Source organism: Shinella sp., assembly GCF_035998705.1.
Taxonomy (GTDB): domain Bacteria; phylum Pseudomonadota; class Alphaproteobacteria; order Rhizobiales; family Rhizobiaceae; genus Shinella.
In genome coordinates, this window is sequence record NZ_DASYHH010000011.1 from 110211 (window position 1) to 136478 (window position 26268).

At 62.9% G+C, this 26268-nt stretch carries 28 protein-coding genes and 1 pseudogene; 17 read left to right on the plus strand and 12 right to left on the minus strand.

The genetic code is table 11. From position 1 onward, the window contains the following. Positions 1-5: 5 nt before the first annotated feature. The gene (locus tag VGN93_RS09595) at positions 6-824 is read left to right on the plus strand and encodes an ABC transporter ATP-binding protein (protein WP_327507310.1); all 819 of its coding nucleotides are present in this window, start codon (positions 6-8) and stop codon (positions 822-824) included. 77 nt (positions 825-901) lie between these two features. Next, the gene (locus VGN93_RS09600) at positions 902-1588 is read left to right on the plus strand and encodes a class I SAM-dependent methyltransferase (protein WP_327507311.1); all 687 of its coding nucleotides are present in this window, start codon (positions 902-904) and stop codon (positions 1586-1588) included. Between the two features lie 51 nt (positions 1589-1639). Here the strand turns inward: VGN93_RS09600 and VGN93_RS09605 are convergent, their stop codons facing one another. Beyond that, the gene (locus VGN93_RS09605) at positions 1640-2626 is read right to left on the minus strand and encodes a LysR substrate-binding domain-containing protein (protein ID WP_327507312.1); all 987 of its coding nucleotides are present in this window, start codon (positions 2624-2626) and stop codon (positions 1640-1642) included. A 148-nt stretch (positions 2627-2774) separates the two neighbouring features. On the opposite strand from VGN93_RS09605, the gene VGN93_RS09610 reads away from it, so the two are divergent. The 6 genes from VGN93_RS09610 to VGN93_RS09635 all read left to right on the plus strand — a co-directional run bounded on the left by VGN93_RS09610 (position 2775) and on the right by VGN93_RS09635 (position 7729). After that, entirely contained in the window at positions 2775-3650 is an 876-nt protein-coding gene (locus VGN93_RS09610) for a transporter substrate-binding domain-containing protein (RefSeq protein ID WP_327507313.1), read from the plus strand. Between the two features lie 81 nt (positions 3651-3731). After that, the gene (locus tag VGN93_RS09615; protein ID WP_327507314.1) at positions 3732-4445 is read left to right on the plus strand and encodes an amino acid ABC transporter permease; all 714 of its coding nucleotides are present in this window, start codon (positions 3732-3734) and stop codon (positions 4443-4445) included. After that, on the plus strand, positions 4442-5245 hold the full coding sequence (locus VGN93_RS09620) for an ABC transporter permease subunit (RefSeq protein WP_327507315.1): 804 nt from the start codon (positions 4442-4444) through the stop codon (positions 5243-5245). Before VGN93_RS09615 ends, VGN93_RS09620 begins: the two co-directional genes overlap by 4 nt. After that, positions 5242-5997: an amino acid ABC transporter ATP-binding protein gene (locus tag VGN93_RS09625; RefSeq protein ID WP_327507316.1), complete on the plus strand. Its 756-nt coding sequence runs from the start codon at positions 5242-5244 to the stop codon at positions 5995-5997. The genes VGN93_RS09620 and VGN93_RS09625 overlap by 4 nt, the downstream gene beginning before the upstream one ends. A gap of 18 nt (positions 5998-6015) precedes the next feature. After that, positions 6016-7038, plus strand: a complete 1023-nt coding sequence (locus VGN93_RS09630; RefSeq protein WP_327507317.1) for a C-terminal binding protein — start codon at positions 6016-6018, stop codon at positions 7036-7038. 37 nt (positions 7039-7075) lie between these two features. Beyond that, positions 7076-7729, plus strand: coding sequence for an RraA family protein (locus VGN93_RS09635; protein WP_327507318.1), 654 nt, complete (start codon positions 7076-7078; stop codon positions 7727-7729). Between the two features lie 53 nt (positions 7730-7782). On the opposite strand, the pseudogene VGN93_RS09640 reads toward VGN93_RS09635, so the two are convergent. Then, a pseudogene (locus VGN93_RS09640) lies at positions 7783-7926 on the minus strand (MgtC/SapB family protein); the annotation flags it as partial. Positions 7927-8222: 296 nt separating this feature from the next. Here VGN93_RS09640 and VGN93_RS09645 point away from each other — a divergent pair. Genes VGN93_RS09645 through VGN93_RS09665 form a run of 5 tightly spaced genes read left to right on the plus strand, consistent with a single transcriptional unit; the run spans position 8223 to position 13087 of the window. Beyond that, on the plus strand, positions 8223-8837 hold the full coding sequence (locus VGN93_RS09645) for a gluconate 2-dehydrogenase subunit 3 family protein (protein WP_327507319.1): 615 nt from the start codon (positions 8223-8225) through the stop codon (positions 8835-8837). A gap of 14 nt (positions 8838-8851) precedes the next feature. Next, positions 8852-10612 (plus strand): GMC family oxidoreductase, encoded by a 1761-nt coding sequence (locus tag VGN93_RS09650; RefSeq protein ID WP_327507320.1) that lies wholly within the window; start codon positions 8852-8854, stop codon positions 10610-10612. Next, on the plus strand, positions 10609-11832 hold the full coding sequence (locus tag VGN93_RS09655) for a c-type cytochrome (RefSeq protein ID WP_327507321.1): 1224 nt from the start codon (positions 10609-10611) through the stop codon (positions 11830-11832). The genes VGN93_RS09650 and VGN93_RS09655 overlap by 4 nt, the downstream gene beginning before the upstream one ends. 23 nt (positions 11833-11855) lie before the next feature. Beyond that, positions 11856-12590 (plus strand): cytochrome c oxidase assembly protein, encoded by a 735-nt coding sequence (locus tag VGN93_RS09660; protein WP_327507322.1) that lies wholly within the window; start codon positions 11856-11858, stop codon positions 12588-12590. Next, positions 12587-13087: a CopD family protein gene (locus VGN93_RS09665; protein ID WP_327507323.1), complete on the plus strand. Its 501-nt coding sequence runs from the start codon at positions 12587-12589 to the stop codon at positions 13085-13087. The genes VGN93_RS09660 and VGN93_RS09665 overlap by 4 nt, the downstream gene beginning before the upstream one ends. Here VGN93_RS09665 and VGN93_RS09670 read toward each other — a convergent pair. Then, positions 13065-13565: a DUF2231 domain-containing protein gene (locus tag VGN93_RS09670; protein WP_327507324.1), complete on the minus strand. Its 501-nt coding sequence runs from the start codon at positions 13563-13565 to the stop codon at positions 13065-13067. The two genes, VGN93_RS09665 and VGN93_RS09670, sit on opposite strands and share 23 nt — an antisense overlap. 54 nt (positions 13566-13619) lie before the next feature. On the opposite strand from VGN93_RS09670, the gene coxB reads away from it, so the two are divergent. Genes coxB through VGN93_RS09690 form a run of 4 tightly spaced genes read left to right on the plus strand, consistent with a single transcriptional unit; the run spans position 13620 to position 17773 of the window. Continuing rightward, the gene (coxB, locus tag VGN93_RS09675) at positions 13620-14288 is read left to right on the plus strand and encodes a cytochrome c oxidase subunit II (RefSeq protein ID WP_327507325.1); all 669 of its coding nucleotides are present in this window, start codon (positions 13620-13622) and stop codon (positions 14286-14288) included. Further along, positions 14285-16792: a cytochrome c oxidase subunit I gene (gene ctaD / locus VGN93_RS09680; protein ID WP_327507326.1), complete on the plus strand. Its 2508-nt coding sequence runs from the start codon at positions 14285-14287 to the stop codon at positions 16790-16792. Before coxB ends, ctaD begins: the two co-directional genes overlap by 4 nt. Then, positions 16789-17106, plus strand: coding sequence for a hypothetical protein (locus VGN93_RS09685; protein WP_327507327.1), 318 nt, complete (start codon positions 16789-16791; stop codon positions 17104-17106). Before ctaD ends, VGN93_RS09685 begins: the two co-directional genes overlap by 4 nt. 16 nt (positions 17107-17122) lie before the next feature. Next, positions 17123-17773 (plus strand): class I SAM-dependent methyltransferase, encoded by a 651-nt coding sequence (locus tag VGN93_RS09690; RefSeq protein WP_327507328.1) that lies wholly within the window; start codon positions 17123-17125, stop codon positions 17771-17773. 137 nt (positions 17774-17910) lie between these two features. Here the strand turns inward: VGN93_RS09690 and VGN93_RS09695 are convergent, their stop codons facing one another. The 9 genes from VGN93_RS09695 to VGN93_RS09735 all read right to left on the minus strand — a co-directional run bounded on the left by VGN93_RS09695 (position 17911) and on the right by VGN93_RS09735 (position 26211). Beyond that, the gene (locus tag VGN93_RS09695; protein WP_327507329.1) at positions 17911-18045 is read right to left on the minus strand and encodes a hypothetical protein; all 135 of its coding nucleotides are present in this window, start codon (positions 18043-18045) and stop codon (positions 17911-17913) included. Positions 18046-18071: 26 nt separating this feature from the next. Next, the gene (locus tag VGN93_RS09700; protein WP_327507330.1) at positions 18072-18587 is read right to left on the minus strand and encodes a hypothetical protein; all 516 of its coding nucleotides are present in this window, start codon (positions 18585-18587) and stop codon (positions 18072-18074) included. Positions 18588-19111: 524 nt separating this feature from the next. Further along, positions 19112-20380 (minus strand): amidase, encoded by a 1269-nt coding sequence (locus tag VGN93_RS09705; protein WP_327507331.1) that lies wholly within the window; start codon positions 20378-20380, stop codon positions 19112-19114. Next, the gene (locus VGN93_RS09710; protein WP_327507332.1) at positions 20377-21546 is read right to left on the minus strand and encodes a substrate-binding protein; all 1170 of its coding nucleotides are present in this window, start codon (positions 21544-21546) and stop codon (positions 20377-20379) included. The genes VGN93_RS09705 and VGN93_RS09710 overlap by 4 nt, the downstream gene beginning before the upstream one ends. A gap of 52 nt (positions 21547-21598) precedes the next feature. Further along, entirely contained in the window at positions 21599-22294 is a 696-nt protein-coding gene (urtE, locus tag VGN93_RS09715) for an urea ABC transporter ATP-binding subunit UrtE (RefSeq protein ID WP_327507333.1), read from the minus strand. Next, complete coding sequence (locus VGN93_RS09720; RefSeq protein WP_327507334.1) at positions 22294-22983, minus strand: ATP-binding cassette domain-containing protein; 690 nt, start codon at positions 22981-22983, stop codon at positions 22294-22296. Before VGN93_RS09720 ends, urtE begins: the two co-directional genes overlap by 1 nt. Beyond that, a complete protein-coding gene (locus VGN93_RS09725; RefSeq protein WP_327507335.1) occupies positions 22980-23960 on the minus strand; it encodes a branched-chain amino acid ABC transporter permease in 981 nt (326 codons plus the stop codon). Before VGN93_RS09725 ends, VGN93_RS09720 begins: the two co-directional genes overlap by 4 nt. Then, a complete protein-coding gene (locus tag VGN93_RS09730; protein ID WP_327507336.1) occupies positions 23957-24805 on the minus strand; it encodes a branched-chain amino acid ABC transporter permease in 849 nt (282 codons plus the stop codon). The genes VGN93_RS09725 and VGN93_RS09730 overlap by 4 nt, the downstream gene beginning before the upstream one ends. Then, the gene (locus VGN93_RS09735; RefSeq protein ID WP_327507337.1) at positions 24805-26211 is read right to left on the minus strand and encodes an amidase; all 1407 of its coding nucleotides are present in this window, start codon (positions 26209-26211) and stop codon (positions 24805-24807) included. Before VGN93_RS09735 ends, VGN93_RS09730 begins: the two co-directional genes overlap by 1 nt. Positions 26212-26268: the final 57 nt, after the last annotated feature.

Genomic DNA, 26268 nt, shown 5'->3' on the forward strand with positions numbered 1-26268 from the left:
TACCAATGCCACTATCTTGCTCGCAATTGTCGGTAAATTACGGTCGCAGAAAAGCATTGCACAACTTCTCCCTTGCCATGACGAAAGGAGAGATCCGCGCACTCATCGGCCCGAACGGATCGGGGAAGAGTACTGCGCTCCAGGCCCTTGCGGGGTTGATCAGGCCATCGGAAGGAAGGGCGGATATCGAAGGCGTGGCGGTCGCGTCGATGTCAAGAAAGGCCATCGCGAAGAAACTCGCGCTACTGCCGCAACAGCCTGCCGCCCCGGATGAGATGACCATTGCTCAGCTCGTCCGGCAGGGCCGCTTTCCACATGTCGGGCTGTTTCGCTCCTATAATAGCCGGGACGAGCAAGCTATCGAGTGGGCGCTCGAAAGTACCGGGCTGGAACATCTTGCCGACAGGACGCTTCAAGAGCTCTCCGGTGGCGAACGACAGCGCGCGTGGATATCAGCGGCGCTGGCGCAAGAGGCCGGCATCCTTTTACTCGATGAGCCGACCTCGTTTCTCGACATCGGCTACCAGGTGGAAGTCCTCGATCTTGTACACCGCCTCAGCCGGGAGCGTGGGGTCACGATCGTCATGGCGATCCACGACATCAATCAGGCCATAGCCATCAGCGATCGCATATCGCTTCTGGAAAAAGGTGAACTGCGGTTTGATGGTGATCCCAGAGAACTGGCCGAGAGCGGGCTTATCGAAAAGACCTTCCGGGTGAAAGGCAGTTTCGTTGAAGTCGGCCCCGGCAAACCGCCCCATTTCGACGTCGATCTTTTGAAGCTGCTGGACACGGGCGCACAAATCCCCGGCAGGGAAATTTAAACCGTTGTCGCACGCGCCCCTTCATCTCACCACCGAACTTACGTCGCCACCATCCATGAATCGCATCGGAGACCGCAATGAGCCGGACCGCCAACACCATCACCACCTGGTACATCGATCCTGACGCCGAGGACCGCATGGCGGATGGCCATGCCCCGATCTGGCGGCACCTGATCGACCTGATCGTCGAGCGTGATCTTTCCCGGAAAAGCGTGCTTGATTTCGGCTGCAACCAGGGTGGCCTGCTTCGACATCTCTATGCGCTGCGCCCGTTCCGCAAAGCGCTCGGTATCGACATTGCCGAGCAGTCTGTTGCCAAGGCCGAGGCGTTTAAGGGCAACATTCCGGTGCAGCACGCGGTTGGTGGAACACTGGAGAATTGGGTCGACGAGTTCGATCTCGCGATCAGTCATGAGGTGATTTACCTTGTCGAAGACATCGATGCGCATGCCGCCGACATCTTCAAGGCGCTCAAGCCCGGCGGCGTCTATTATGCCGTAACCGGATGTCATACCGATAATCCGCTGTGGCCAAAGTGGCTTGATCTTGTCGCCAAGCGCACCAACACTATCGTTCAGGACAGGTCAATCACCCACTACGCAGCGAGTTTCGCCAAGGCTGGCTTTGAGGTCTCCGCCCGGAAGCTGGAATATGACGGCTTCATTCCCTTCTACGCCGACGGCTGGACCCCCGACTTCGCGGATGCGCTGGACTACTACACCCAGACCAAGATCGTATTCCGTCTCGTCAAAAATGCTGGCTGAGCGAGGCCGAATTTTGAAGCGCCGGTGACGATTGGGGGAAGCTGGATCCCCTCACAGGCCCGGATTGTGGTTTCTGAGAAGGTCAAGAAAGGTTTCGCTCAAGAGCGGCGGGCGATCCGGTACGGGAAGGTCTGGGAGCGCCTCGCAAAGTGCTGCGAATTGCTTCAGGCGCCCGACGATGAAATCGAGTGCGGCGTCGATGAGATTGAACGGCCGGACGACCTTCGGTCTTAAAAGCCAAATGTCGAAATAGACGGCGGGTTCGAAACGACGAATAACGATTCCGGCCCCGCGGTTGTTATAGGCGCTCACGGGGTCAATGACCGCAACACCGGCGCCGGCGGCGACAAAGGTGAACGCGGTTTCCGCTTGTCCGACTTCGACACGAATGCGGCGCGACAGGCCTTGCTGATCGAAGACGCGGTCCACCATGAACCGCGTCTGATCTTGCGGGCCAAGGGAAACAAAGTCCTGGTCGGCCATGTCCCTTGCACGCACGGTACCCTGTGCGGCAAGCGGATGATTCATCGGCAGGACGCATACCCCGCGCAGACTGTGCAGCAAAGTGCATTCGACCTCTGGCCGGTCGCTTGGCAGCGCGCTTAAACCGATATCGATTTGCTGTGCCGCCGCCGCATCGATCATACCGCGCGAGCGCATGCTCTCCACCCGTATGCGCGTTTCCGGCCGGTCGCTGCAGAAAGCCCACATGATCTCCGGAACAACGCGCCGGGCAATCGCTGGAAACGCGGCGACACTGAGGGAGCCCCAGGTCCGATCACGCAGTGCGGTGGCTACGCGAGCGATCTGCCCGACGCCTGTAAACATTCGTTGCACTTCGATGAAGAGCGCCTCTGCCTCGCGGGTCGGTGCGATCTTGTTGCCCGTGCGCTCGAACAGCTTGAACCCGCAGCTTCGCTCGAACTGCGCGACGAGCTGGCTCACGGCCGGCTGGGAAATAAGCATGCGCTCGCCAGCCCGGGTGAGACTGCCGGTCGTCATCACAGCCTGAAAGGCTTCGATCTGTCTTGCGTTCATGATCCCTCGATGGTTTTCATAAGTTTTAGTTATGCTGGAGGCACAATAATCTATTTGAAAACGTAGGCAATCGGGACGATCCTGATCATCGCAAAGGCAAGCGGGCGGGGAGAGCCCGAATAGAACATCAACAAATTAAGGGGTTCCAATGGCCACCGCAGTCACCAAGATCAAGGCGTCGCATTCCACCTCGTGGCGGACATGGCAGCTTGCCTCTCTGCTCTCACTCGCCTGTGCGGTCGGCGTGACGGCGACGCCCGCCAGAGCCGACCAGTTGGAGAAGGTGAAAGAGCGTGGAAAGCTCGTTGTCGGCATCAAGACGGACTATCCACCCTTCGGCTATCTCGATGCCGATGGTCAGGTGAAGGGCTTTGAAATCGATATCGCCAAGTCGGTCGCCAAGGAGTTGCTCGGCTCGGCGGATGCCATCGAGCTTGTGCCCGTTGTCGCTTCGAACCGCATCGAGCTTCTGAATGCCGGACGTATCGATGTCATCTTTGCAACGCTCGGCACCAACCCTGACCGTGCCAAGATCATCGATTTCACGCACGAATACTATCAGATGGAAGGCATGGTTTTGCTGACGGGCAAGGATAATCCCGTGAAGACCTGGGAAGAGGTCAAGGGAAAGAAGCTCTGCGGCATACAGGGCAATCTCTACAATCGCACCCTCACGGAGAAGTTCGGCGCCGAGACTGTCCTGTTCGCCGGAACGGCCGAAATGTTCAAGGCGTTCCAGGACAACCGTTGCGAGGCTATTGCCTTCGACGGACCGATCCTCACCATGAAAGTGGCGGAAGACGACTGGAAGGACAAATACAAGATCGCCGTCGGCGCCTTTGCCTTCAATCCGATCGCGGGCGGCGTCCGCAAGGGCGAACCCGCTTTCCTGGAAGCCGTGAACAAGGCAATCACCGATGCGGAAGCCCAAGGTGTGCTCGTCGAATCCGAGAAGACCTTCAAGATGGGTCAGTCGGACTACGTCGCCAAGCGCGCCGAAGGGGCGAAAGCCAAGGCGAACTGACAGCATAGGTCGATATGCCGGATCAGGGCATTCGCCTCCTGATCCGGCACGTTTCCGGCTTCAACCACGACGATTGCAAATATGAATCTCGATTTCAGTTGGCTTGCCGACCCGTACTACCAGTACTGGCTGCTGCGGGGGCTGGGCACCACGATCCTCATGAGCGTGCTCGGCCTTGTGCTGATGATGGTCATCGGCATCGTGGGTGCTCTCATCATACATCTGCGCGTGCCCGTGCTCGCGACATGGACGACCCTCTTCGTGGAGATGTTCCGTAACACGCCGCCGCTCGTTCAGCTGTTCTTTCTTTATTTCATGCTGTCGGAAATGGGGCTGACGCTGACCGATCCCGCAACCGGCCAGAGCATCCCGATCTTTTCGGGCTTCACCTGCGCGGTCCTGTCACTGGGCCTTTACAACGGCGCGTTGGCGATTGAGATCATCAGATCCGGGTTGCTGGCGGTTCCCACGCAGACCGTCGAAGGCGCGCGCTCCCTTGGTTACACACGGGTTCAGACCTTCCGCTACATCGAGCTGCCGATCGGACTGCGCCTCTCGATGCCCGCGATGACCAACAATGTCGTCAGCCTGATCAAGACTTCGAACCAGGCCGCTTTGGTGGCGGTGGCAGACATCATGTATACCGCCACGCAGATCATGCTCGAGAACTTCCGCAATCTCGAGGTCATGATCTTCATCTGGGTGGTCTACGTGCTCCTGGCCAGCCTCGCCGTCGTCGCCATGCGCTCCATCGATCGGCTCATCCGCATTCCTGGATACGGAGCGGTCTCATGAACATGCAGATGCGCACCTTCATCCTTGGCATGGTCGGCGTGCCGGCTCTGCTCGCTCTGGTATTTCTCTCCGTTTATGGGGAGCAATCGAGTGCGGTCATCCAGAGAATTATGCCGCGCGTGCCGATGCTCCTTACCGGCTCCGCCGATTTCAGCAGCCTCGGCGGCGGTTTCGCGACGAATATCGTGATCAGCCTGTGTTCCATGGCAATCGCGATCATCGCCGGCGCCATGCTGGGAACGGGCCTTATCGCCCGCAGCGGTTTCGTTCGGCTACCCTGCTCGCTGTTTATGAACCTTTTGCGCAACTCGCCCTGGCTCGTCGTGCTCTTTGCAATGCTCTATCTGCTGCCGTTCGAAATCGAGATCTTCGGGTTGACCGTTTCGCTGTCACCAGCGGTGAAGGCCGTCATCGGCCTCGCACTCCCCGTCACCGCCAATATTGCGGAAATCTTTCGCGGTGGCGTGCAGGCCATCCCCAGCGGTCAGTGGGAATCGGCAAGTTCGCTCGGTTATCGCCGTCTGCAAATCCTGCGTCATGTCGTCATTCCGCAGGCGCTGCCGCTCATGGTCCCCAACCTCATGACCATGTACTCGATGCTCTTCATTGGCACGAGCCTCGTTGTCGTGACGGGCGCCAACGACGTGCTGTCGGTGGCCCGTACGATCATCGCCGTCGATGGCGAGGCCGTGGCGACCGCGATCTACATTTTCGTCCTGCTCCTCTTCTTCCTGTTCTGTTTCCCGATCGCGATTTTGACGCGCCGTCTGGAGTATCGCGTAGGAACCGGCAATCCATGAATACGACAAGCACTCAAAAGCCTCTGATCGAGATGCGCAACGTGCGCAAATCGTTCGGCACCTACAATGTCCTGAATGGCATCGCGCTCGACGTGCGGGAGGGTGGTGTCGTTTGCATCATCGGCCCGTCCGGCTCGGGCAAGTCGACAATCCTGCGCTGCATCAACGGGCTCATCCCCATCAACAGCGGCACGATCCGCGTCGGCGACTTCGCGGTCGAGGCGATGCGGAAGGATCGCGAGCTGATCGCGCTGCGCCATCAGGTCGCGATGGTCTTCCAGCAATACAATCTGTTTCCGCACCGAACCGTCATCCAGAACCTCATGATGGCGCCGGTCCAGGTGCTGAAGGAAAAGCCGGCCGAGGTGCGCGAGCGCGCGCTGAAGCTTCTCGCCAAAGTCCGGCTCACGGGTAAGGAAGACGCTTATCCGAGCGAGCTTTCCGGCGGGCAGCAGCAGCGCGTTGCAATCGCCCGCGCGCTGGCGATGCAGCCGCGCGTCATTCTGTTCGACGAGGTGACGGCGGCGCTTGACCCGGAAATGGTGAGTGAAGTGCTGAATGTCATTCGCGATCTCGCCGGCGAGGGCATGACCTGCGTACTCGTTACACACGAGATGCGCTTCGCTCAGGAAGTCGCCGACGAGGTCTTCTTCACCGATCGTGGCGTCATCGTCGAACGTGGGCCGCCGAAACAGCTTTTCCATTCTCCCTCCGATCCAAGACTGAAGGACTTTCTCGACAAGGTCCTGTAAGCACAAGGAAGCAGTGAAATGACCCGATACAAAGTGCTGGTGCCGGACGCGCATATCAGCGATCTCGACCTCGAACGCAGCGTCACCGGCGATCAGCTCGAATTCGTCCATTTCGACGAGACCGATCCGGCGGTCATCCCTGACGAGTTGTGGCGAAGCTGCGACGCCATTCTGATCTGGCACCGCATGAAGCTCACGGCCGATGTCGTCGCCAAGCTCGATCGCTGCCGCCTGGTCGTGCGCGTCGGGGTCGGTTTCGACAATGTCGATAGCAGCGCCTGCCGTGAACGCGGCATTCCCGTGTCCAACGTGCCGAACTACGGCACGACCGAAGTAGCCGACCATGCACTCGCGATGCTGCTGCATCTGGTGCGTGGCCTCGGCACCTACGAAAACCGGTTGAAAGCGGATCTCGTGGCCGGTTTCCTTGCCGAAAACGTTCCGGTGGTGCGTCGCATCCGAGGCGCCACCTTCGGTGCCATCGGCATGGGGCGCATCGGAACGGCCGTCGCGCGCCGGGCTGCGGCTTTCGACATGAAGGTCATCTATTTCGACCCCTATGTCTCGGAGGGGCATGAACTCGGCCTCGGCATCGAGCGTGTCCAGTCGCAGGAAGAATTGCTTCAGCGATCCGATATCGTCAGCCTGCATGTCCCGCTTTCGGCGGAGACGAGAAACCTGATTGGGGCGGCACAGCTTGGGGCAATGAAGCCGGGCGGCATCCTTCTCAATATCGCCCGCGGCGGTCTCGTGGATGTCGATGCGGTCCATTCGGCGCTCAAGAGCGGACACCTGGCCGCCGCCGGCCTCGACGTGCTGCCCAAGGAGCCGCCGTTCCCGCCGCCGAAGCTCATCGAAGCCTGGCAGGGCAATGCCGACTGGCTGGCTGGCCGTCTTGTCGTGACGCCGCATGCCGCCTTCTACTCCGAGGCCGGCTATATCGACATGCGCACTTTCGCGGTCGAAATCCTGCGCGACTACCTCGTGGCGGGACGGCTTCGTAACAATGTCAATCCGGGCTGGGACAGGCCTGCGGCCTGACCCCCTACGCCATCCCTTGCAATCTGGAACCAGAACTATGGCCTTGAAAAAAAACGAAGTCACCTTCCGCCAACTGAACGCGGACGAACTCGATGCCTGGCGCAAGATACCACCCGCCGTCGCGTCGGATTGCATGAACCGCACGCAGGTGATGAAGGCGGCGATCAAGTCGATCGCGCAGGGCGCGACGCTTTGCGGGCAGGCGCGAACGGTCTCGACGATGGCAGGCGATTGCGTCGCGATCTGCGTGCTCATCGCTACGGCGCGCCCGGGCGAGGTCATCGTCGTCGATGCTGGCGGCGTCGAGGATACGGCGGTGTGGGGCGGCGTGATGGCGGAAGAGGCCTTTCTGCGCAAACTTGGCGGTGCGGTGGTGGACGGCGCTATTCGCGACGTGGCCGACATGCGCAAGCGCGGCTTCTCGATGTATTGCAAGGCGATCGTACCGCGTGGGCCGCACACGGGTTTCGGCGGAGACGTTGACGGATTGGTTTCGGTTGGAGGTGTGGCCATCGCTCCAGGCGACATCGTGCTCGGCGATGACGATGGCGTGGTCGTGGTACCGCTCGAAAAGGCTGACGAAGTGCTTGCCGCGGCACAGGCTCACCTCCTGAAGGAAGAGGAGTGGATTCGCCAGCTGCACGAAGGCATTTCCGTCGCGGCGACACACGCGGCTCCCATGGTGAAATGAGCGCGATTGAGGGGTGTCGATGTGACCATTGACGCCCTTAATTGACGCACCGAAATCCCCGTTATGAGGCCTTCTCCATTGCGCGCGGTGGCTTCGGCATTGCCCTGAAGAAGCGGCTCGGCGGCCTGCACGAAGCCGCGGCTTGCGATGGCGACGAGAGGAAACGCTCTCAGCCCCGCGCTGCGTTCGTGCCTTTCATGACGAGGAAGCACGTCGGGACAGGCTCCGATTGTCTGAAGACACTGCATGAAGGTTCCGAGTTCAGGTTTGTTCCTGATCCGGCATAGTCGCGACGCTCATCACGGCACGGTCACGCCCAGTCACATCTTTGTTTTGGAACCATTCCAAATGACCGCGGTTGGGATTGTTGGTTGTGGAGGGCACTTTGGCGACGCGGCGGCAATTCATTCATTCGATTTTATTTGCGAGTGCAGCGATCGCCGCACCCTCCGCCTTCGCGAGGACTATATCCGGCATACCATGGATACCGGGCGTGGCGGATCAGCCGATGGTGCCGGATCCCACCCGGACGTTCTTCACCGCCGCCGAGCGCGCCTGCGTGCGTGCCATCAGCGCTCGCCTGATACCATCGGACGAAACCGGCCCAGGCGCCGACGAGGCCGACGTCGTCACCTTCATCGACCGGCAGCTTGCCGGCTTTTATGGCCGCGGCGAGCGCTGGTACATGAAAGGACCCTTCTCCGAAGGCACGGACGAGCAGGGGTACCAGTTTGAAAGCCCGCCCGCCGGCCTCTACCGCAAAGCGCTCGCCGCGCTCGACGAGCACTGTCGCGAAACCCATGACGGAAAGACGTTCGACGAACTCGACGCCGGGCCTCAGGACGGCATCCTCACCGCAATGGAGGAAGGCGAGATCGAATTTGAGGGCGTTTCCGCATCCGCCTTCTTCGAACTCGTCCTCGACAACACGGTCGAGGGTTTCTTCAGCGACCCGATCTATGGCGGCAACCGGGACATGGTGGGCTGGCGGCTCGTCGGCTTTCCCGGCGCGCGCTACGACTACCGCGACTATCTCGACCATGACGGCAGGCGTCTCGATATCCCTCCCGTCGGCCTCACCGGACGGCCGGAATGGAAAATCCCGTAGACGGAGGTGAAGGAATGACGAAGAAATTGCCGCCGTTGGATGTCGTGCTTGTCGGCTTCGGTTGGACCGGCGCGATCATGGCGCAGGAACTCACCGAGGCAGGCCTTCAGGTCCTCGCGCTCGAACGCGGCGGCTGGCGCGATACGCCGACCCACTTTCCGACGACGGTCGCGCCGGACGAACTGCGCTTCTACTGGCGCCACGAGATGTTCCAGGACACCGCGCGCGAGACGCTGACCTTTCGCAACAATGCCGGCCAGACGGCCCTGCCGATGCGTCGCTGGGGCTCGTTCCTGCCGGGCAGCGGCGTCGGCGGAAGCGGAGTGCATTGGAACGGCCAGACCTTCCGTTTCCTACCCTCCGATTTCCTCGCCGCCAGCCACAATATCGATCGCTATGGCCCGTTGCCGGACGGCATGACCGTGCAGGACTACGGCGTTACCTATGACGAGTTGGAGACCCATTTCGACCGCTTCGAGAAGCTTTGCGGTATCGGCGGCAAGGCCGGCAACCTGCGGGGCGCGTTGCAGGCCGGCGGCAATCTCTTCGAGGGTCGGCGCAGCGACGAATATCCCAACCCGCCCATGGAGATGACCTTCGCCCAGAAACAGTTCGCCTCGGCGGCAACGGAACTCGGCCTGAACCCTTTTCCCGCCCCTTCCGCCAACATGAGCCGCGCCTACACCAACCCGCTCGGCGTGCAGCTTGCCCCCTGCACCTATTGCGGCTTCTGCGAGAAATACGGCTGCGGCAACTATTCCAAGGCCATTCCGCAGACGACGATCCTGCCGGTCCTGATGGGAAAGCCGAACTTCACGCTGAAGACGCACAACGAGGTGCTGGAGATCAAGCGCGACGGCAGCGGCCGCCGGGCGACGGGCGTCACCCATATCGACGTGCACGGCGAAGTGTTCGAGCAACCGGCCGAGATCGTCATCCTGTGCGCCTATCCCCTGCAGAACGCGCGGCTCCTGATGTTGTCCGGCATCGGCCAGACCTACGATCCGCAGACCGGCGCGGGCCAGGTCGGCAAGAACTATTGTTACCAGGTCGTGTCCTCGGTCGATGTTTTCTACGAGGACAAATACACCAACCAGTTCGCCGGGGCCGGCGCGCTCGGCATGATAGTTGACGACTACAACGGCGACAATTTCGATCATGCCGGGCTCGGCTTCATCGGCGGCGGCTATCTCGCCTGCTGGACGACGAACGCGCGCCCCATCGAGACGCATCGCACGCCGAAGGGGACCCCGGAATGGGGCGCTGGATGGAAGAAGGCCGTCAAGGAGAACTTCCTGAAGTCGACCGGCGTCTCCGTCCATGGCGCATCCATGGCTTACGCCCAAAACCATCTCGACCTCGACCCCACCTATACGGACGTCTATGGTCGGCCTCTCCTGCGCATGACCTATGACTTCACCCCGAACGACCGGACCATGACGGCCTATCTCACCGAACGCGCCAAGGAGATCGCCGAACGCATGGGCGGTCGGGAGATCAAGGTCAACGCGCGCGAGGGCGCCTACGATTCCATGCCCTACCAGACCACGCACAATACGGGCGGCACGATCATGGGGACCACGCCAGCCAACAGCGTGGTCAACCGCTACCTGCAAAGCTGGGACGTGCCGAACCTGTTCGTCATGGGGGCGGGCGTCTTTCCGCAAAACGCCGGCTACAACCCGACGGGCACCGTCGCGGCGCTCACCTACTGGGCGGCGGATGCGATCAAGACCGATTATCTTCGCAATCCCGGCCCGATGGTGCAGGCATGAGGAAGCGCGCCACCCTCCTCGTCGCGGGCTCGGCCCTGCTCGGCGCGACGGACGCCGGCCGGGCCAACGACTTTGCCGAGATCGCGCGCGGCCGCTACCTGACGCAGGCCGGCAACTGCCAGGGCTGCCACACACCACCAGGCGAGGAACCCTTCGCCGGAAGCCGTGCACTCGAAACGCCCTTCGGCGTGATCTACACGCCCAATATCACCTTCGACATGCAAACGGGCCTCGGGCGCTGGACGAAGGACGATTTCTGGCGGGCCATGCACGAGGGCAAGGCGAAGGACGGTTCCCAGCTCTATCCCGCCTTCCCCTATCCGCATTTCACCAAGATGCCGCGCGAGGACGTGGACGCGATCTACGACTATCTCACGACGCTCGACCCGGTGCGCAAGAAGAAGCCGGAGAACGAACTGCCCTTCCCGCTGAGCTGGCGCTTTACCGTCGCGGGCTGGAACATGACCTTCTTCGAGCCCGGCGTGTTCCAGCCCGATCCGGAGAAGTCGCCGGAGTGGAACCGCGGCGCTTATCTCGTCGAGGGGCCGGGCCACTGTTCTGGCTGCCATACGGAGAAGAACCTGCTCGGGGCAGACAAGAAGAGCAAGCATCTTGCCGGCGGCCGGCTGGAGAACTGGTCCGCGCCGGATATCCGCGGCGGGCGGCACGGCGGACTGGAGACATGGTCGCAGGAGGAGATCGTCGAATTCCTGCGGACAGGGCGCAACGCCCACAGCGCCGCCTTCTCGATCATGTCCGAGGTCATCTCCTATTCGACGCAGCATATGGCCGAGACGGACCTGAAGTCGATCGCCACCTATCTCAAGGACCTTGAAGGCGAGGAACGCGCCAGACCCGAAACACCAGATGATGCGGTCATGAAGGCCGGCGCGGCGATCTATTCCGACAATTGCAGCGCCTGCCATGTTTCCGACGGCAGCGGCGTCCCGCGCTTCTTCCCGCCGCTGGCCGGTTCCAACAAGGTCAACAATCCGGATGCCACGACCGTCATCCGCGTGCTCCTCGAAGGCGCGCGTGCCGTGCCGACGAAGGCGCATCCCTCCCCGCTCACCATGCCCGCGTTCGGCTGGAAGCTCGACGACGATGGACTGGCGGCGGTGGCGACCTATGTCAGATCGAGCTGGGGCAATTCCGGCGGCGCGGTGGAGGCCGACGAGGTCCGCGACCTTCGCGCCGTGCTTGCCGAAGGCCCGCCCTGACTGCACGCCGAACGGAGACGACGATGCCGCAGACCCTTTACGACATCTATTGCGGCCCCGCGCCGGACGCCGCATCGCTGGCGTGGCGCTGGAACCTCGATCCGGTGCTGCTGGCGGCATTGGCCGTGCTCGCCTTCGTCCTTCTTCGCAACGGGAACCGGCGGACTTTTGCGGTGCTCGGGCTCGTGGTCCTCGCCGTCGCCTTCGTCTCGCCGCTCTGCGCGTTGGCTTCGGCGCTGTTTTCCGCGCGGGTGCTGCATCATGTCCTGCTGGTCGCGGTCGCAGCTCCCTTCCTCGCGCTGGCGCTCGGCCGCCCCGCCTGGCTGGCGCGTGCGCCTCAGGCCGCCTTCGCCGCCCATACGCTGCTGTTCTGGCTGTGGCATTCGCCGGCGGCCTATGCTTTCGCGCTTTCCTCCCACGCCGCCTATTGGCTGATGCAGCTTTCCCTGCTCGTCTCGGCAGTCTGGATCTGGGCGGCGGCGCTCAGCCCGCGCACGCCGACGGGCAATGCCTGCGCCCTGCTGTTCGGCACCATGCTCCAGATGGGCATGCTCGCAGCCCTCCTCACCTTCTCCCGCGAACCGCTCTACGACGCGCACCTCGCGACGACCGCGGCCTTCGGCCTGACGCCGCTGGAGGACCAGCAGCTTGCCGGCGTGCTGATGTGGGTGCCGGCGGCCGGGCCTTACCTGCTGGCGGTGCTGTGGCGCATCCGCGCCATCCTTATGGAGCGCAGCCTCGATCGGCTGCCCCCATGATCGCGCTCGTCAAGTTCATGCATATCGCCGTCATTTCTATCTGGGCGGCCGGTGTGGTCAGCCTGCCAGGGCTCTACGTGCAGCGGGCGCATGTAAAGGACAAGGACGCACTGCTGCGCCTGCAGCGTCTCGTACGCTTCGCCTATATCGCCATCATCTCGCCCGCCGCCTTCCTCGCCATCATAACGGGGACCGCACTGGTTTTCCTGCGCCAGACATTCGAGCCGTGGTTCTCGGTGAAACTGGGTTTCGTCGGCGCGCTGGCCATCGTCCATGTCCTGACGGGACTTGTCGTCATCCGTCTCTTTCGCGAGGGGGAAGTCTATCCCGTCTGGCGTTTCGTCACCGCGACCGTACTGAGCGGCGGCATCGTCATTGCAATCTTCTTCGTGGTCCTCGCCAAGCCCGAACTCGACCTCGCCGTCTTCGACGTTCTCGCCGAGCCCGGCGGCCTCAAGCGCCTCTATGGCGAGTTCAATCCTTGGAGGAAACCATGAGGCCGACACCGTGATCGAAGATGAGCTTGCCGCCGTGCCAGCCGGCAATCCCCGTCAGAACGGCGGAAAGACCCGACAGGAGCAATCCCTGTGGCAGAACGTCGAGCAGGTTCGTTACGCGCACGCCCCAGTTCGTGCCCATCACGGCGATGAGGGTCATGGCGGCGATGGCGTGCGCCCAGCTCGCGGCGCGCGCGCGGATGCCGGGAACGAGCAGCAATTCGGCCGTGCCGACGGCGCCCGCCGCCATGCCGAGGAAGAACGCGCCGCCCGAGGACCACAGGCCGACGCGCAGCCAGAACGCATCGCCCGTCCACCAGTAGAGCATGTCCACGCCGAGCGTGGCGAAGACAAAGGCGATGGGGAAATGCACGCTCATGGCATGCAGCGGATGGCCGCTGATCGCCACCAGCGAACTGGCGTCCTTCTCTTCGACCTTCCCGATGACCGGATTGCCCTCATCGCGCGTTTCTTCCATGCCCGTTCTCCCTTCTCCCCGATAAACATGCGGCAAGCCATCGGGTTCCGCGCCATGTTGGCGTTCTGCGCGGCTCTGCCACTTGCCGGCTGCACCGGCGATTTCTCCGCGCTCGACCCTGCCGGCCCCTTCGCCGTCGCTATCGCCGATCTCTGGTGGCTGATGCTGGCGGGTGCTTCCGTGATCTTTCTTGCCGTCCTCGGCCTTTTCCTCCTCATCCTTTTCCGGCCCGGATCGGGACGGCAGGTCCCGCCCTCGCGCTGGATCTGGATCGGCGGCGTCGCCTTTCCACTCGTCACGCTCGTTCTGCTCATCGGTCATGGCCTGATGCGTGGCGAGTACATCCTGACGGCCAGGACAGGCACACCCCTCGAAGTGGAGGCGCACGGCAGCATGTGGCGCTGGGACTTCCGCTACACGGGCAACGCACGCGCCAGCCGCGGGGTGCTTCACATCCCGGCCGGCAGGACAATCGTGGTCACGGCGACCAGCGACGATGTCATCCACAGCTTCTGGGTGCCGCGCCTCGGCGGCAAGATCGACGCGATCCCCGGCCATGCCGCGACGGTGCGCATCCTCGCCGACCGCCCCGGCATCTATGGCGGCGTCTGCTCGGAATATTGCGGTACCGGCCACGAGGGCATGTTCTTTCAGGTTCATGCCCACCCGCCGGAGGAATTCGAGACCGTCCTTGCAGGACTTGAGCGGGAGGCCCCGCGATGACGACCAGACCCCGCACGTCGGCGCTCAGCCTCCATCGCGAACTCACCGCCATCTGGGGCACGCCGCCCGGCTGGGGGCGCCTTCAGGCGGTCAATCACACGGTCATCGGCAAGCGCTTCATGCTGACGGCGCTCGTTTTCTTCGCCATCGGCGGCGTGCTGGCCATGCTGATCCGCACGCAGCTCGCGACAACGCAAAGCGCCTTCCTCGACGCTGCCGCCTATGCGCAGGTCTTCACCATGCACGGCGTTGTGATGATGTTCCTCTTCGCCATCCCCTTCTTCGAGGGGCTGTCCATGTATCTGCTGCCGAAGATGCTGGGAAGCCGCGACCTCGCCTTTCCCCGCATGTCCGCCTACGGCTACTGGTGCTACCTCTTCGGCGGCACCTTTCTCGTCGGCGCGCTTGTCGCCGGCGTCTCGCCGGACGGCGGCTGGTTTATGTATACGCCGCTCTCCTCGTCCACCTATACCCCCGGCATCAACGCCGACGTCTGGCTGCTCGGCATCACCTTTGTGGAGATTTCCGCGCTGTCCGCCGCCGTGGAAATCCTCGTCTCGATCCTCAAGCTGCGCGCGCCCGGCATGTCGCTGACCCGCATGCCGGTTTTCGCCTGGTATATGCTGATCGTCGCCGGGATGATGCTGATCGGCTTTCCGCCGCTCATCCTCGGCTCCATCCTACTGGAGGCCGAGCGCGCCTTCGGCCTGCCCTTCTTCGATCCGAACCGTGGCGGCGACCCGCTATTGTGGCAGCATCTGTTCTGGCTGTTCGGCCATCCGGAGGTCTATATCATCTTCCTGCCAGCCGCCGGCGCGCTATCGACCATCATCCCGACGCTCGCCCGCCGCCCGCTGGAAGGCTACGAGATCGTCGTGGCCGCGGTCATCGCCCTCGCCTTCCTCTCCTTCGGCCTCTGGGTCCACCACATGTACACGGTCGGCATTCCCCATGTCGCCCTTTCCTTCTTCTCGGCCGCCAGCGGGCTGGCCGCTGTGCCCACGGGCGTGCAGATTTTCGCCTGGCTCGCCACGCTCGCCCATGGCCGGCCGCGCCTGTCGGTGCCCATGTTGCATGTCTTCGGCTTTTTCTTCGTCTTCGTGCTCGGCGGGCTGACCGGCGTGATGCTTGCCATGGTGCCCTTCGACTGGCAGGCGCACGACACCCATTTCGTCGTCGCCCATCTCCACTACGTGCTGGTGGGCGGCTTCTTCTTCCCCATGATGGCGGCGGCCTATTACTGGCTACCCCATATCTTCGGGCGGCAGTCCGTGCAGCATCTCTCGCACGCCGCCTTCTGGACGGTCTTCATCGGCTTCAACCTGACCTTCTTTTCCATGCATCTCACCGGCCTGCGCGGCATGCCCCGACGCATCTCCACCTATCCGCCGGAGGCCGGCTGGGAAGTGCTGAATTTCGTCTCCTCGATGGGCGGCTTCATCATGACGACGGGCTTTGCGCTGGTCGCGCTCGACCTCCTTCTGCTCGCCGTCTTCGGCAAGCCTTTCCGCCGCAATCCCTGGGGCGCCGGCACGCTGGAATGGGCAATGCCCACCCCGCCACCCGCCTATGCCTTCGCGTCGCTTCCCGAAATCGCCGAGCGGGCCGACCGGCTGGACCCCGACGCGCTGGGCCCGGCGCTGGCAGCGGGCAAAGGCTATCTCGGCGCCGCCCGCAACGGCTGGATGGAGGTGCTCGGCGTCGACATGGTGACGGGAAGGCCGCAACAGGTGATCGTCCTGCCGAAGAGAACCATCCTTCCCCTGCTGACGGCGGTCGCGACGGGCAGCTTCTTCGGGCTTCTCCTCCTGAAGCTCTATTGGCTCGCCCCCGTCGCACTCCTGGCCATAGTCGCGCTGTTCATCCTGTGGACCCGCGATTGCGGCCTGACGTCCGATCTCGCAGAGCTTCCGATCGGCCACGGCCAGGATTTGCCGCATCACTACCAGTCCGAAAAGCCGCCCTCCTACTGGGCGATGGTCTTTACGCTCGCCGCCGACGCCACGCTCTATGCATCGCTGATCTTCGGTGTGTTCTTCCTCTGGCTATCCGCGCCGAACTGGCCGCCCGGCCTCGGCATCCCGTTCGACGTCTTCACCTGCCTGGCAGGCATGGCGGCGTTGGTCGTCGCTGCAGCTTTCGGCCAGGCTCGCCTTTCCGACACGGGCCGGACGGCGAGGAACCTCTGCATCGCCGCATTGGCCTATAGCGCCGCGTTGACCATCCTTGTGGTCTTTCTCGTCGATATCCATGGCGAGGCGACACGGCATGCGGCTGCGGCGAGCATCTTCGCCATAAAAAGCTACGCCGTCCTTCATGTTTCCGTCGGTTTGATTTTATCACTGTTCTGCTTCTGGCGCGTCAAATGCGGCTATGTCTCCGCCCGCCGGAACCTCGACCTGCGTCTAGCCCGGCTCTGGCACGGCTTCACCTTGATCACGGGTCTGATCGCCATGGCATTCCCGTTCATTCTCAAACTTCTAACCGATGGAGCGGGAACATGAGCGCAAACCCCTTGCTCGGTCTCTTCGCAACCTGGGTCGGCTGGGCCGCCGGCTTCCTATTGCTTTATGCCGTTCAAGCAACCGGTTGCAGAATGGGCTGGAACGAACAGATGATCGGCTCGATCTCCACGCTTCGCCTGGTGCTGATCGCGACAACCGCGGCCATCGTCCTCGTTCTCATCGGGCTGTCGTGGAGGACAAGCCGAAACGCGGGGGTTCTGTCTCTGGCAAGGATCGGCGCCTTGGCGAACGGCGCGGCGATCCTTGCGACGCTGTGTTTTACCGGCGCGCTGTGGCTGAGCATGTGCGCATAACCCGAAGGAGAATGGAATGTCGGGAACCGAACGACAACGCGAGATCTACCGACGATGGGCGCCGGTCTACGATCCCATTTACGCCAGGATATTGCGGCGAGCGCACAGGCATTTGGCACAGGTTGCAGGCCGGCATGGCGGCGATGTCCTCGAGATCGGTGTGGGAACGGGCCTGGGTCTGCCATACTATCCGTCGGCATGCCGGGTCATCGGTATAGATGTCTCCCGGGAGATGCTCGAAAGGGCAAAGGCAAGGACCGCGCGTCACTGCCTGCGAAATGTCGCCAGTCTTCAAATCATGGATGCGCATCACCTCGAATTCCCGGCGGACACGTTCGACGTCGTTACCCTCCCCTTCGTCCTGACCCTCATCGAAGCACCCGACGTCGTTTTGCGCGAATGTGCACGGGTTGTCCGGCCAGAAGGACTTATCCTCATTGCCAGCCGCATCAGCCGCGGCGGTCCGCTACAGACACGGGTCGAGAGGACGTTTGAGCCGCTTGCAAGGCGCTGTGGCCTCAGTGCGGCGTTTCACCTGTCGCGCATCGAAAGTTGGTGCGAAGCCGAACGGCTAGCTCACGTGGACCAGGTTGAAAACCTTGATCTGGCCGGCTTTTTCAAGCTCGTCGCTCTGCGGCCCTTTGGCAATGCTGCACTTCGATCCTAGAGTATGTCCGGTTCAGACTGAACCGGACATACTCTAGTTTCTTTTGTTTTCGTTTGTCTTGTCGGGAAAACCGGTTCCCACTTTTCCCTGACAAACTCTAGCGGTTCTGCCAGACGTCCTCGAGCTTGCCTATGACTTCAAAGATCGGGGCCCAGGAAATCGAGGACAGCAGACTTGTCGTGCACCGCATCGCCCGGCTGGAGGAAGAGCCGCACTGCTTGAACCTTTGTCATGGCGACACGAATGACGGAAGTCACGATGGCGGTGAGCACCGTTGCTCAACGTTTCTCTCTAACCTTCAGGCCGGTTGCGGCAATATCGGCGGCAGCATCGGGACCACCGCGCAGGAGCCGGCGACACCCGCCACGATGAGAAGACTGTTGACCAGCTGCGCACGGAAGGGCTGGTCGTCTGCCAGAATGGCGGTGATATTGCCCAGCGTCAGATCCAGCTCCCAGAACATGGAAATGACGGCCCGATCCGATTGGAAGGAAAGCATGATCATCCACGCAATCGGCGCAACGAAGACGAGCAGCAGCGGCGCTAGAACGGCGTCGAGGCCATATCTGTCACGTCCTTGCGTCGGCGGAGCTTCGCATCGGCCACGGTTCGGGCCTTGATGGCAGGGCGACCTGCGGTCATGCTTCCACCTCACGCTTAGCAGAAAATAGGCGAGCGCTGCGAAGGCGCCTGGCAAAGCCATCAGGACGACCTGCGCCCAAGAATAGCCTCCGACCCCGGTGATCAGCACAAGAAAAGGAAGTGCGGCGGTCTTCGCAAAGAAGCCGGACCGCCGACCGAAATTCGATGCCATGTCCTCAGATACCCCTGCCGTTCACACGGGCGATCCCGTCGTCAAACGCTGCGGGCAGCGGCCCTTCCGCGGCAGGCACATGGTACCTTCCTGACATTTCCGTCTCCTCCCGAACTCCTCTTGCATCCGATCCTTGCGTTATCGCGTCATAAACTGAAATGCTTTTTTTCTGAAAATCCATGCGAAAAACACATGGCAAAAAGGCAGGGCGCCGCGGCGGGAACTGCAGCCGCGCGGGTCCGCTCCTTACTTCGCCATGGCTTCAGGGATTGCGGAATATTCCGGCGCAAAGGATCGGGCGAACGTCGATCGCGACGAGCTTAAGAGACAATAATCGCCCACTCCGTCAGCATTTCCTCGGCCAGGCGCAGGCGGGTGGATGCCCGCTGCCATGGCAACATGCCGTAGGATGATGTTATCGGCTTAAGCAGATTGGGCACCTGCCGACTGGCCTACTACCCGCTACAGGCATGGCACTGGCACCGACGCCACGTATTCAACTTGCTGAGCCCAGGCGCGTACCGCTACTCGAGGGGGAGCGCCAACGCTCCATGGTCGTCATTTCGAGCGGCGACGACCTGCAGGCTGCCGCCGTTTGCCGGCAATGCCGCGGCGGGATGACCAGTATGATCGAAGAGGCAGGTCAGCCGGACCAGCCCATAGGTGAAATCCAGCGCCTTTCCACCGACGTCCAGCTTTGCAGCAGATTTTGATGCTTTGGCCATTGCCGTCGTGGGACTTGCAATTACCACGCCCTCTTCAAGGATCAAATCGACCATCTCCCGCATCTGCTGACGGTCGCGGCAGGCGGCAAGGTATGCCGACATGCTGATCGATTCCGCATGATCGATGGCACCCCGTCCCTCCTGCGGCAATTCGGCACCGGGGACGACAAAACCGCGGTAGAAGGCAGCCGTCTCCACGCAAAAGATCGTGCTGTGAACGCCCCTCACCTGGTCGAGCGCAGGGAGGTGGGCTTCGGACAGCGTGATGCCGGCGCGTTCCAACGCTTTCAGCGTTTCGGCGAACATTTCCTGTACGTCGCCCGCGCACTCCGCAATCCAGTCAGGATCGAAGACGACATGCCGTGCGGCGGAGCCGGGCGACAGGTCGGGTGCAATCGCGTTCACGACCAGCGAGAGATCCTCGCGCGTGCGGGCCATCGGACCGACATGATCCAGCGACGGCACGAGCGGCCAGACACCGGCCAGCGACCATCGGCCGAAACTCGGTTTCAAACCCGCGACGCCACACAGGGCGGCAGGGATGCGGATCGATCCACCGGTATCGGTGCCGATTGCCGCATGGCAAAGCCCGGCCGCCAGTGCCGCGGCGGAACCGCCCGACGAGCCGCCGACGGAGAGACCAGGATCGGCCGGGTGCACCACCTCGGCGGTCCGCACCCCGAAGGCGCCGGGGTCGCTGATCGTGGTGCCGACGATCGTCGCGCCAAGCACGCGCAGCCGTGCGGTGATCCAGCTATCCTCCGATGCTTTCCGGTTCCGCAGGAAGCGCATACCGGCGCTTGCATGCGCCGGCACCGTGTCGATGTTTTCCTTCACCGCCACGCAGAGCCCTGCAAGCGGCCCCACGTCGCGGCCTGCCGCCCTTGTAGCGTCGGCCGCGCGTGCCTCGGCGAGCGCCGTTGTCTCCAGTATCTCGCGATACGCGTTGATCCGGGGATTCTCCCGGGCGATGCCCGCCAGCATCGCCCGGGCGATCTCCTCGGCACTTGCCGCGCCAGAGAGGAAGGCGGCTCTTGCCGCCTTCGCCGAGGTGAGAATGTCGCTCAATTCAGGGTGCATCCGGGTACATCCGGGTCGATCTGGCCAAAATTCTCGACGGTTTCCCAATGGCCGTCAGGCGTGCCGCGGGCAAGGATGGAATTTGCGCGCAGGCAGTTGTTGGCGGCGAAGTTCACCTTACCCTGCGGGGCATCGAACTCCACTTCGCGCAGCGCCTTGATCACGGCATCGCTGTCTGTCGATCCCGCCTTCTCCACAGCGGCGGCATAGAGGTGGACGCCGTCATAGGCCGCCTCGCCGATGGCGTTGATCGGCTTGTCGGCACCGTGTTTCTTGGCGAAGGCCTCAGTGAAGATCTTGTTGCGCGGCGTGTCGAGTTTCATGAAATACGCTTGGTTGGAAAGCGCGCCAGCCGTCAACTCGGGATGGGCGAAGGAGAACAACTCGTCGAGCGCATTGGAAAAGAGCTGCTGCTTGAAGCCGAAGGACTGGTACTGCTTCAGGGCGGTGATGACATCCGCACCCGCCACCATCATCCAGATGAAATCGGGGTTGGCCGCCCGCGCACGGTCGAAGATCGGCGCGAAGTCCTGCGTGCCGAACGGTGCGAATTCGGCGCCGAGCAGCTTGCCGCCGAGCTTTTCGATCTCCGTCTTGATGACCTCGGCCGAATTGCGCGGCCAGATGTAATCGGAGCCGATGACAAAGACCGTCTTGCCGGTATTCTTTGTCAGCCAGCCGAGCGACGGCGCGATCTGCTGGTTCGGCACCTGGCCCGTCGAGAAGAAGCTCCTGTCGCAGACGCCGCCCTCGTAATAGGTCGAGTACATCAGGATATGGTTCGCCGGGCTGGTGACCGAGCGGGCGGCGACATGCTCCAGCGAGGCGATCATGCCCATGGTCGCGGCGACCTCGTCCTCGAACACCAGCTTGCGCGCCTTTTCGATCGCGCCGCGGGTGGTGGTCTGGTCGTCCTCGACGACATATTCGATCTTGCGGCCGCCAATGCCGTTGGCCGCGTTCAATTCCTCCACCGCGAGCTCGAAGCAGTGGAGCTGCGTTTCACCGAGAATGGTTTCAAGGCCGGTGAGACCCGACAGGAAGCCGAGCTTGATCGTGTCGGCAGCGCGCAGGATGGACGGTGCGCCAAGCGTCGAGGCGGCGGCGATGCCGGCAAGGCCCTGGAGCGCGCGGCGGCGGGTGATGAGTGTCATTATAGTTCCCCTTTTTGTTCGCCTTGATACAATTCCGGCCATCCGGGCGTCTTCAGATGGCCAGATATCGGTGAAGTGTCTCCTCTTCGAGCGTCTGCGGTGCGCTTTCGTGCGCGATGCGCCCCCTTTCCATGAACAGCACACGGTCGGCCGCCGAGAGGCCGAGATCGAGGTTCTGTTCCACCAGAAGCACGCCCAGCCCCTTTTCGGCTGCGAGCTTGCGCAGGATATCGCCGATCATCTGAACGATGTTCGGCTGAATACCCTCGGACGGCTCGTCCAGAAGCAGGAAATCCGGCGCGGCGGCGAGTGCCCGGCCAAGCGCCAACTGCTGCTGCTGCCCGCCCGAAAGTGTGCCGCCCAACTGGTTGCGGCGCTCGGCAAGGATCGGGAACATCTCGAAGATCTCGGCGGGCACCGTCGCGCTGCGGTCCCGGCGGGCACGCGTGCCCATCGTCAGGTTGTCGATCACCGAGAGCTTGTGGAAGATGCCGCGACCCTGCGGCACATAGGCAAGGCCGGACCGCGCGATCTTTTCCGGCGGCAGGCCTGCAACGGCGCTGCCGCTCAGCGCAACCTGTCCCGCCCAGGGCCGGTTGAGGCCGATCAGGGCTTTCATCAGGGTCGTCTTGCCGACGCCGTTGCGGCCGAGGATCGATACGACCTCGCCCTTTCGGACTGAGAGGGTGACGCCTTGTAGAACCTCGGTGCTGCCGTAGCCTGCGCGCAGATCGTTCACATCCAGCATTACGCACGCCCCAGATAGATATCGCGCACCATCGGGTCGCGCTCGATCGTCGCAAAATCGCCTTCTGCGACAAGCCGGCCCTGGTGCATCACCACGGTCCTGGCGGAAAGCGCCCGCACGAAATGCATGTCGTGGTCGATCACCACGACAGTGCATGTGCCGCGAAGCGACAGGAGAAGGTCGGCCACCGCTTGGGTCTCCTCGGGCGATAGACCGGCCGTCGGCTCGTCGAGGAGCAGCAGTCGCGGTTTGCGAATCAACCCCATGGCGATTTCCAGCCATTGCTTCTTGCCGTGGGCCAGCACAGCGGCGCGGGTATCGCGCTCGGTGGCAAGCCCGGTGCGTGCCATCACTCCCTCCGTGTCGCCACCACCTGCCACGGCCAGGTTTTCGGCGACCGTCAACGAACCGAAGACCGAGGGAACCTGGAACTTGCGGGCGATGCCGGCGCGGGCGATCGCATGCCGCGAGAGCCTATCGATTGGCTTGCCATCGAACACGATACGCCCGGAACTCGGCGCGATCGCACCGCAGATCATGTTGAGCAGGGTGGATTTGCCGGCCCCGTTTGGCCCGATCACGCAGGAGACCTCCCCTGCGCTAAAGGTTACGCTGACACCCTCCACCGCGACCAGCCCGCCGAAGTGGCGGCCGAGACCTTCCGTGCGCAACTCTCCGCCGACCATCATGCAGCCCTCCCATCCTTTATTGTCTTCCAGCGCGCCCAGAGTTTCTGCGTGGCAGCGGGCAAGCCATCGGGGAAGAAGAACACCATGGCGAGGAAGAACGCGCCGATGAACAGCGGCCAGGCCGAAGCGCTGAGCGTGGAGACCTCCTGCTGCAGCCGCCACACGATCATCGTACCCACGACCGCGCCGATGAGTGAACCGCGACCGCCGACCGCGACCCACATGATGACCTCGGTCGAGAGAAGGAGAGCGATCATGTCGGGTGCGACGAAGCCGGTTCCCGTGACATAGAGCGCGCCAGCAAGCCCCGCGATCAGCCCGGACAGAACGAAGACCGCGAGCAGGTGAAGCGACGTATTGTAGCCAAGCGTCTGGGCCTTTCGTTCATCATCCTCGATTGCTTTTAGAACGAGCCCCCTCTGGCCGCGCAGCTCCGCCCAAAGGGTAAGCACAATACCGAACAGCAGGGCAACCACGAGGTAATAGAAGACCTTGCCGGTAATCGGCACGCCGAGGGTGAGCGGCGGAACGCCGATCAGACCCGCATCGCCGCCGGTGATGGAGGACCAGCCGATGGCGATCTGCTGTGCGATCAGGGTCAAGGCCAGCGTGACGATGGTGAAATAGGCGCCGCGCACGCCGCCGAAGATGACGAAATAGCCGACGGCGAGCGCGACCACGCCGGCAAGGCCGACGCCGAAGGCAAGCCCAGCAAGACTGCCCCAGGCCGTGCCTGGCGCCATGTGGATCGTCATTATCGCCATTCCATACGCGCCTGCACCGAAGAAGGTGGCGTGGCCGAAGGAGAGGACGCCGGTGCGCCCCCAGAACAAGTCGAGCGAAACGGCGAAGAGCGCGAAAAGCAGGATGTCGCGAAGGCCGGAGACGCCGGAAAACGAACCGAATGCCGGATAGGTCGTCAGCGCCGCCATGATGGCAAGGGTGATGAAAAGCCAGGACTTGTCTCGTTGCGTCATGCCGGCACCAGCCCCTGCGGACGGAACCGCACGATGACGACCGCAAGGATCAGCACACTGGCCTGCGCCACGGTGATCGGTACGGTAGTGGAGAGCAGCGACTCCAGCCCTCCCACGAAGGCCGACCCGGCGACGACACCGGGGATGGAGCCTGCACCGCCGACGAGAACGACGAAGAAGGATCGCGCGAGATAATTGACGCCCATCAGAGCCGTCACCGCGACGAGCGGAGCGATAAGAACGCCAGCGAGGGCCGCAAGCGCCGCTCCGCTGGCAAAGGCCCGGCGATAGACCCGTTCGGCATTCACGCCCAGCGCCCGCGCCATGCCCGCATTCTGGATCACCGCTCGGACATCGAGGCCGAAGGGCGTCTTTCGAAAGGCCAGCACGCAAACCGCCATGACCGCAAAGGCAAAAACGATCAGGAAGAGCCGGTAGGCCGGATACGGGGTGCCAAGCACGTGCAGCGAAGCCTCGAACGGTGCGGTCACCGGCCGGGGCGCGGCGCCATAGGTCAGGATGATCGCCTGCTGCAGGATGAGGCTCAGCCCCCAGGTGGCGAGAATGGTGGAGATGGGCCTGTCGTAGAGGCGCCGGATCACCGTAACCTCGAGAACCGTGCCGAGAAGATAGCCGACTACCGGCGCCACGATGAGCGCCAGCCAGAACGAGCCGCCGGCCGCCTGTACCGTGAACAGCGTATAGGCCCCGATGGTCACGAACTCGCCGTGGCTGAGGTTGATGATGCCCATCAGGCCGTAGATGATCGCAAGCCCCAGGGCGACGAGCATCAGGATGCTCATCAGCGTCAGCGCATTGAGGGAAAGGGAGACGATATCCGGCATCACTGTCCTCCCATGAAGCGGCTGGCCGCCTCGGCGGCATCGAGCACGAAGCCGTCTGCGCCGCGCGGGCCGACGATCTGCAGGCCGATTGGCAGTCCTTCGGCCATTCCGCAGGAAAGGGTGCAGGCCGGCTGCTGCGACAGGTTGATCGGGTAGCTGAAACCCGCCCATTCGGTCCACCGCGACAGGCCGGAGCCCTCCGGCACCTCCCGCCCGGCCGCGAAAGGCAGGCACGCGGTCGTCGGGGACAGAAGGAGATCGTAGTCACCAAGCAGACGATCCATCGCCACACCGAAACGGGCCCGGGCCTGCTGGGCGGAAATATAGTCGAGCAGACTGAAGCGGCGTCCCTCCGCCGCAGCCTCGATGAAACCGGGATCGAGGCCCTTGTGCATATCGGCCGGGATTTGGGCGAGACGGCTTGCGGCCCCCGTCATCCAGTGCGCGTGGAACATGTCGAGCAGGCCGTCGCCTGGCAGTCGAACAGGCTCGACGATTGCGCCTGCCCCTTCGATCTGCCGGATCGAATCCAGGACAACCCGTTCGATGGCGGGATCGAGCGATCCCGTCGGCGGCGTCATCCAGAGAGCGATTTTTCGCCCCTTCCAGTCGAAGGGTCGAGCATCGAGCGAGGGCATGTCGCCCCAGGGCTGGCTCCAGTCTCGCAGGCTTCGTCCCCCCATGACGGAAAGCATCGCCCGCGCATCGGCTGGACTGCGAGTCATCGGACCGATATGGGCGACCGTTCCGAAGACGCTCGGCGGATCGGCCGGGACGCGGCCGAAGGTCGGCTTCAGGCCGAAGGTTCCGGTGAAGGCCGCCGGCACCCGGATCGATCCGCCGCCATCGGTGCCGAGATGGAGAACGCCAGCGCCCGTCGCAGAAGCGACGGCCGCGCCACCGGAGGAGCCGCCCGGCGTCCGCTCCGGATTCCATGGATTGCGCGTGATCCCAAAGGCGGGACCGTCGGTCACGGCCTTCCAGCCGAATTCCGGCGTCGTGGTCTGGCCGATGAAGACGGCCCCGGCCGCACGCATGCCCGCTACGGAGGGCGCGTCGCGGGTCATCGGCGCGGCATCGGTTGCCCGGCTTCCATATCGCACCGCCCACCCCTCGACATGCACGATGTCCTTGAGAGTGGCGGGCACGCCATCGATGGCCGAAAGCGCCGCGCCTGCCCGCCAACGGGCTTCGGCCAGGCGGGCAGCCTCCAGCGCGCCCACATGATCGATGAGGGTGAAAGCATTGAAACGCTGCTGGACGTCCTCGGCCCGGGCAAGGGCCGCGCGGGTGACCTCCACCGGTGAAAGCGCACCGGACCCGAAGGCCGCGGTCAAGGTGGCGACATCCATGCGGCAAAGGTCAGGCGCATCAGAGATGGGCGAAATGGACTGGCGGCTGTTCAACGGCGTCTTTCCTCCTGAAAACCAGTGAAGACAGCATGACCGAAACAGTGCATTCTA

Bases quoted from the DNA above. Each gene is read 5' to 3' on its own strand.
- VGN93_RS09595 (WP_327507310.1), top strand. From the start codon at position 6: ATGCCACTATCTTGCTCGCAATTGTCGGTAAATTACGGTCGCAGAAAA.
- VGN93_RS09600 (WP_327507311.1), top strand. From the start codon at position 902: ATGAGCCGGACCGCCAACACCATCACCACCTGGTACATCGATCCTGAC.
- VGN93_RS09605 (WP_327507312.1), bottom strand. From the start codon at position 2,626: ATGAACGCAAGACAGATCGAAGCCTTTCAGGCTGTGATGACGACCGGC.
- VGN93_RS09610 (WP_327507313.1), top strand. From the start codon at position 2,775: ATGGCCACCGCAGTCACCAAGATCAAGGCGTCGCATTCCACCTCGTGG.
- VGN93_RS09615 (WP_327507314.1), top strand. From the start codon at position 3,732: ATGAATCTCGATTTCAGTTGGCTTGCCGACCCGTACTACCAGTACTGG.
- VGN93_RS09620 (WP_327507315.1), top strand. From the start codon at position 4,442: ATGAACATGCAGATGCGCACCTTCATCCTTGGCATGGTCGGCGTGCCG.
- VGN93_RS09625 (WP_327507316.1), top strand. From the start codon at position 5,242: ATGAATACGACAAGCACTCAAAAGCCTCTGATCGAGATGCGCAACGTG.
- VGN93_RS09630 (WP_327507317.1), top strand. From the start codon at position 6,016: ATGACCCGATACAAAGTGCTGGTGCCGGACGCGCATATCAGCGATCTC.
- VGN93_RS09635 (WP_327507318.1), top strand. From the start codon at position 7,076: ATGGCCTTGAAAAAAAACGAAGTCACCTTCCGCCAACTGAACGCGGAC.
- VGN93_RS09650 (WP_327507320.1), top strand. From the start codon at position 8,852: ATGACGAAGAAATTGCCGCCGTTGGATGTCGTGCTTGTCGGCTTCGGT.
- VGN93_RS09655 (WP_327507321.1), top strand. From the start codon at position 10,609: ATGAGGAAGCGCGCCACCCTCCTCGTCGCGGGCTCGGCCCTGCTCGGC.
- VGN93_RS09660 (WP_327507322.1), top strand. From the start codon at position 11,856: ATGCCGCAGACCCTTTACGACATCTATTGCGGCCCCGCGCCGGACGCC.
- VGN93_RS09665 (WP_327507323.1), top strand. From the start codon at position 12,587: ATGATCGCGCTCGTCAAGTTCATGCATATCGCCGTCATTTCTATCTGG.
- VGN93_RS09670 (WP_327507324.1), bottom strand. From the start codon at position 13,565: ATGGAAGAAACGCGCGATGAGGGCAATCCGGTCATCGGGAAGGTCGAA.
- coxB (WP_327507325.1), top strand. From the start codon at position 13,620: ATGTTGGCGTTCTGCGCGGCTCTGCCACTTGCCGGCTGCACCGGCGAT.
- ctaD (WP_327507326.1), top strand. From the start codon at position 14,285: ATGACGACCAGACCCCGCACGTCGGCGCTCAGCCTCCATCGCGAACTC.
- VGN93_RS09685 (WP_327507327.1), top strand. From the start codon at position 16,789: ATGAGCGCAAACCCCTTGCTCGGTCTCTTCGCAACCTGGGTCGGCTGG.
- VGN93_RS09690 (WP_327507328.1), top strand. From the start codon at position 17,123: ATGTCGGGAACCGAACGACAACGCGAGATCTACCGACGATGGGCGCCG.
- VGN93_RS09700 (WP_327507330.1), bottom strand. From the start codon at position 18,587: ATGGCATCGAATTTCGGTCGGCGGTCCGGCTTCTTTGCGAAGACCGCC.
- VGN93_RS09710 (WP_327507332.1), bottom strand. From the start codon at position 21,546: ATGACACTCATCACCCGCCGCCGCGCGCTCCAGGGCCTTGCCGGCATC.
- urtE (WP_327507333.1), bottom strand. From the start codon at position 22,294: ATGCTGGATGTGAACGATCTGCGCGCAGGCTACGGCAGCACCGAGGTT.
- VGN93_RS09720 (WP_327507334.1), bottom strand. From the start codon at position 22,983: ATGATGGTCGGCGGAGAGTTGCGCACGGAAGGTCTCGGCCGCCACTTC.
- VGN93_RS09725 (WP_327507335.1), bottom strand. From the start codon at position 23,960: ATGACGCAACGAGACAAGTCCTGGCTTTTCATCACCCTTGCCATCATG.
- VGN93_RS09730 (WP_327507336.1), bottom strand. From the start codon at position 24,805: ATGCCGGATATCGTCTCCCTTTCCCTCAATGCGCTGACGCTGATGAGC.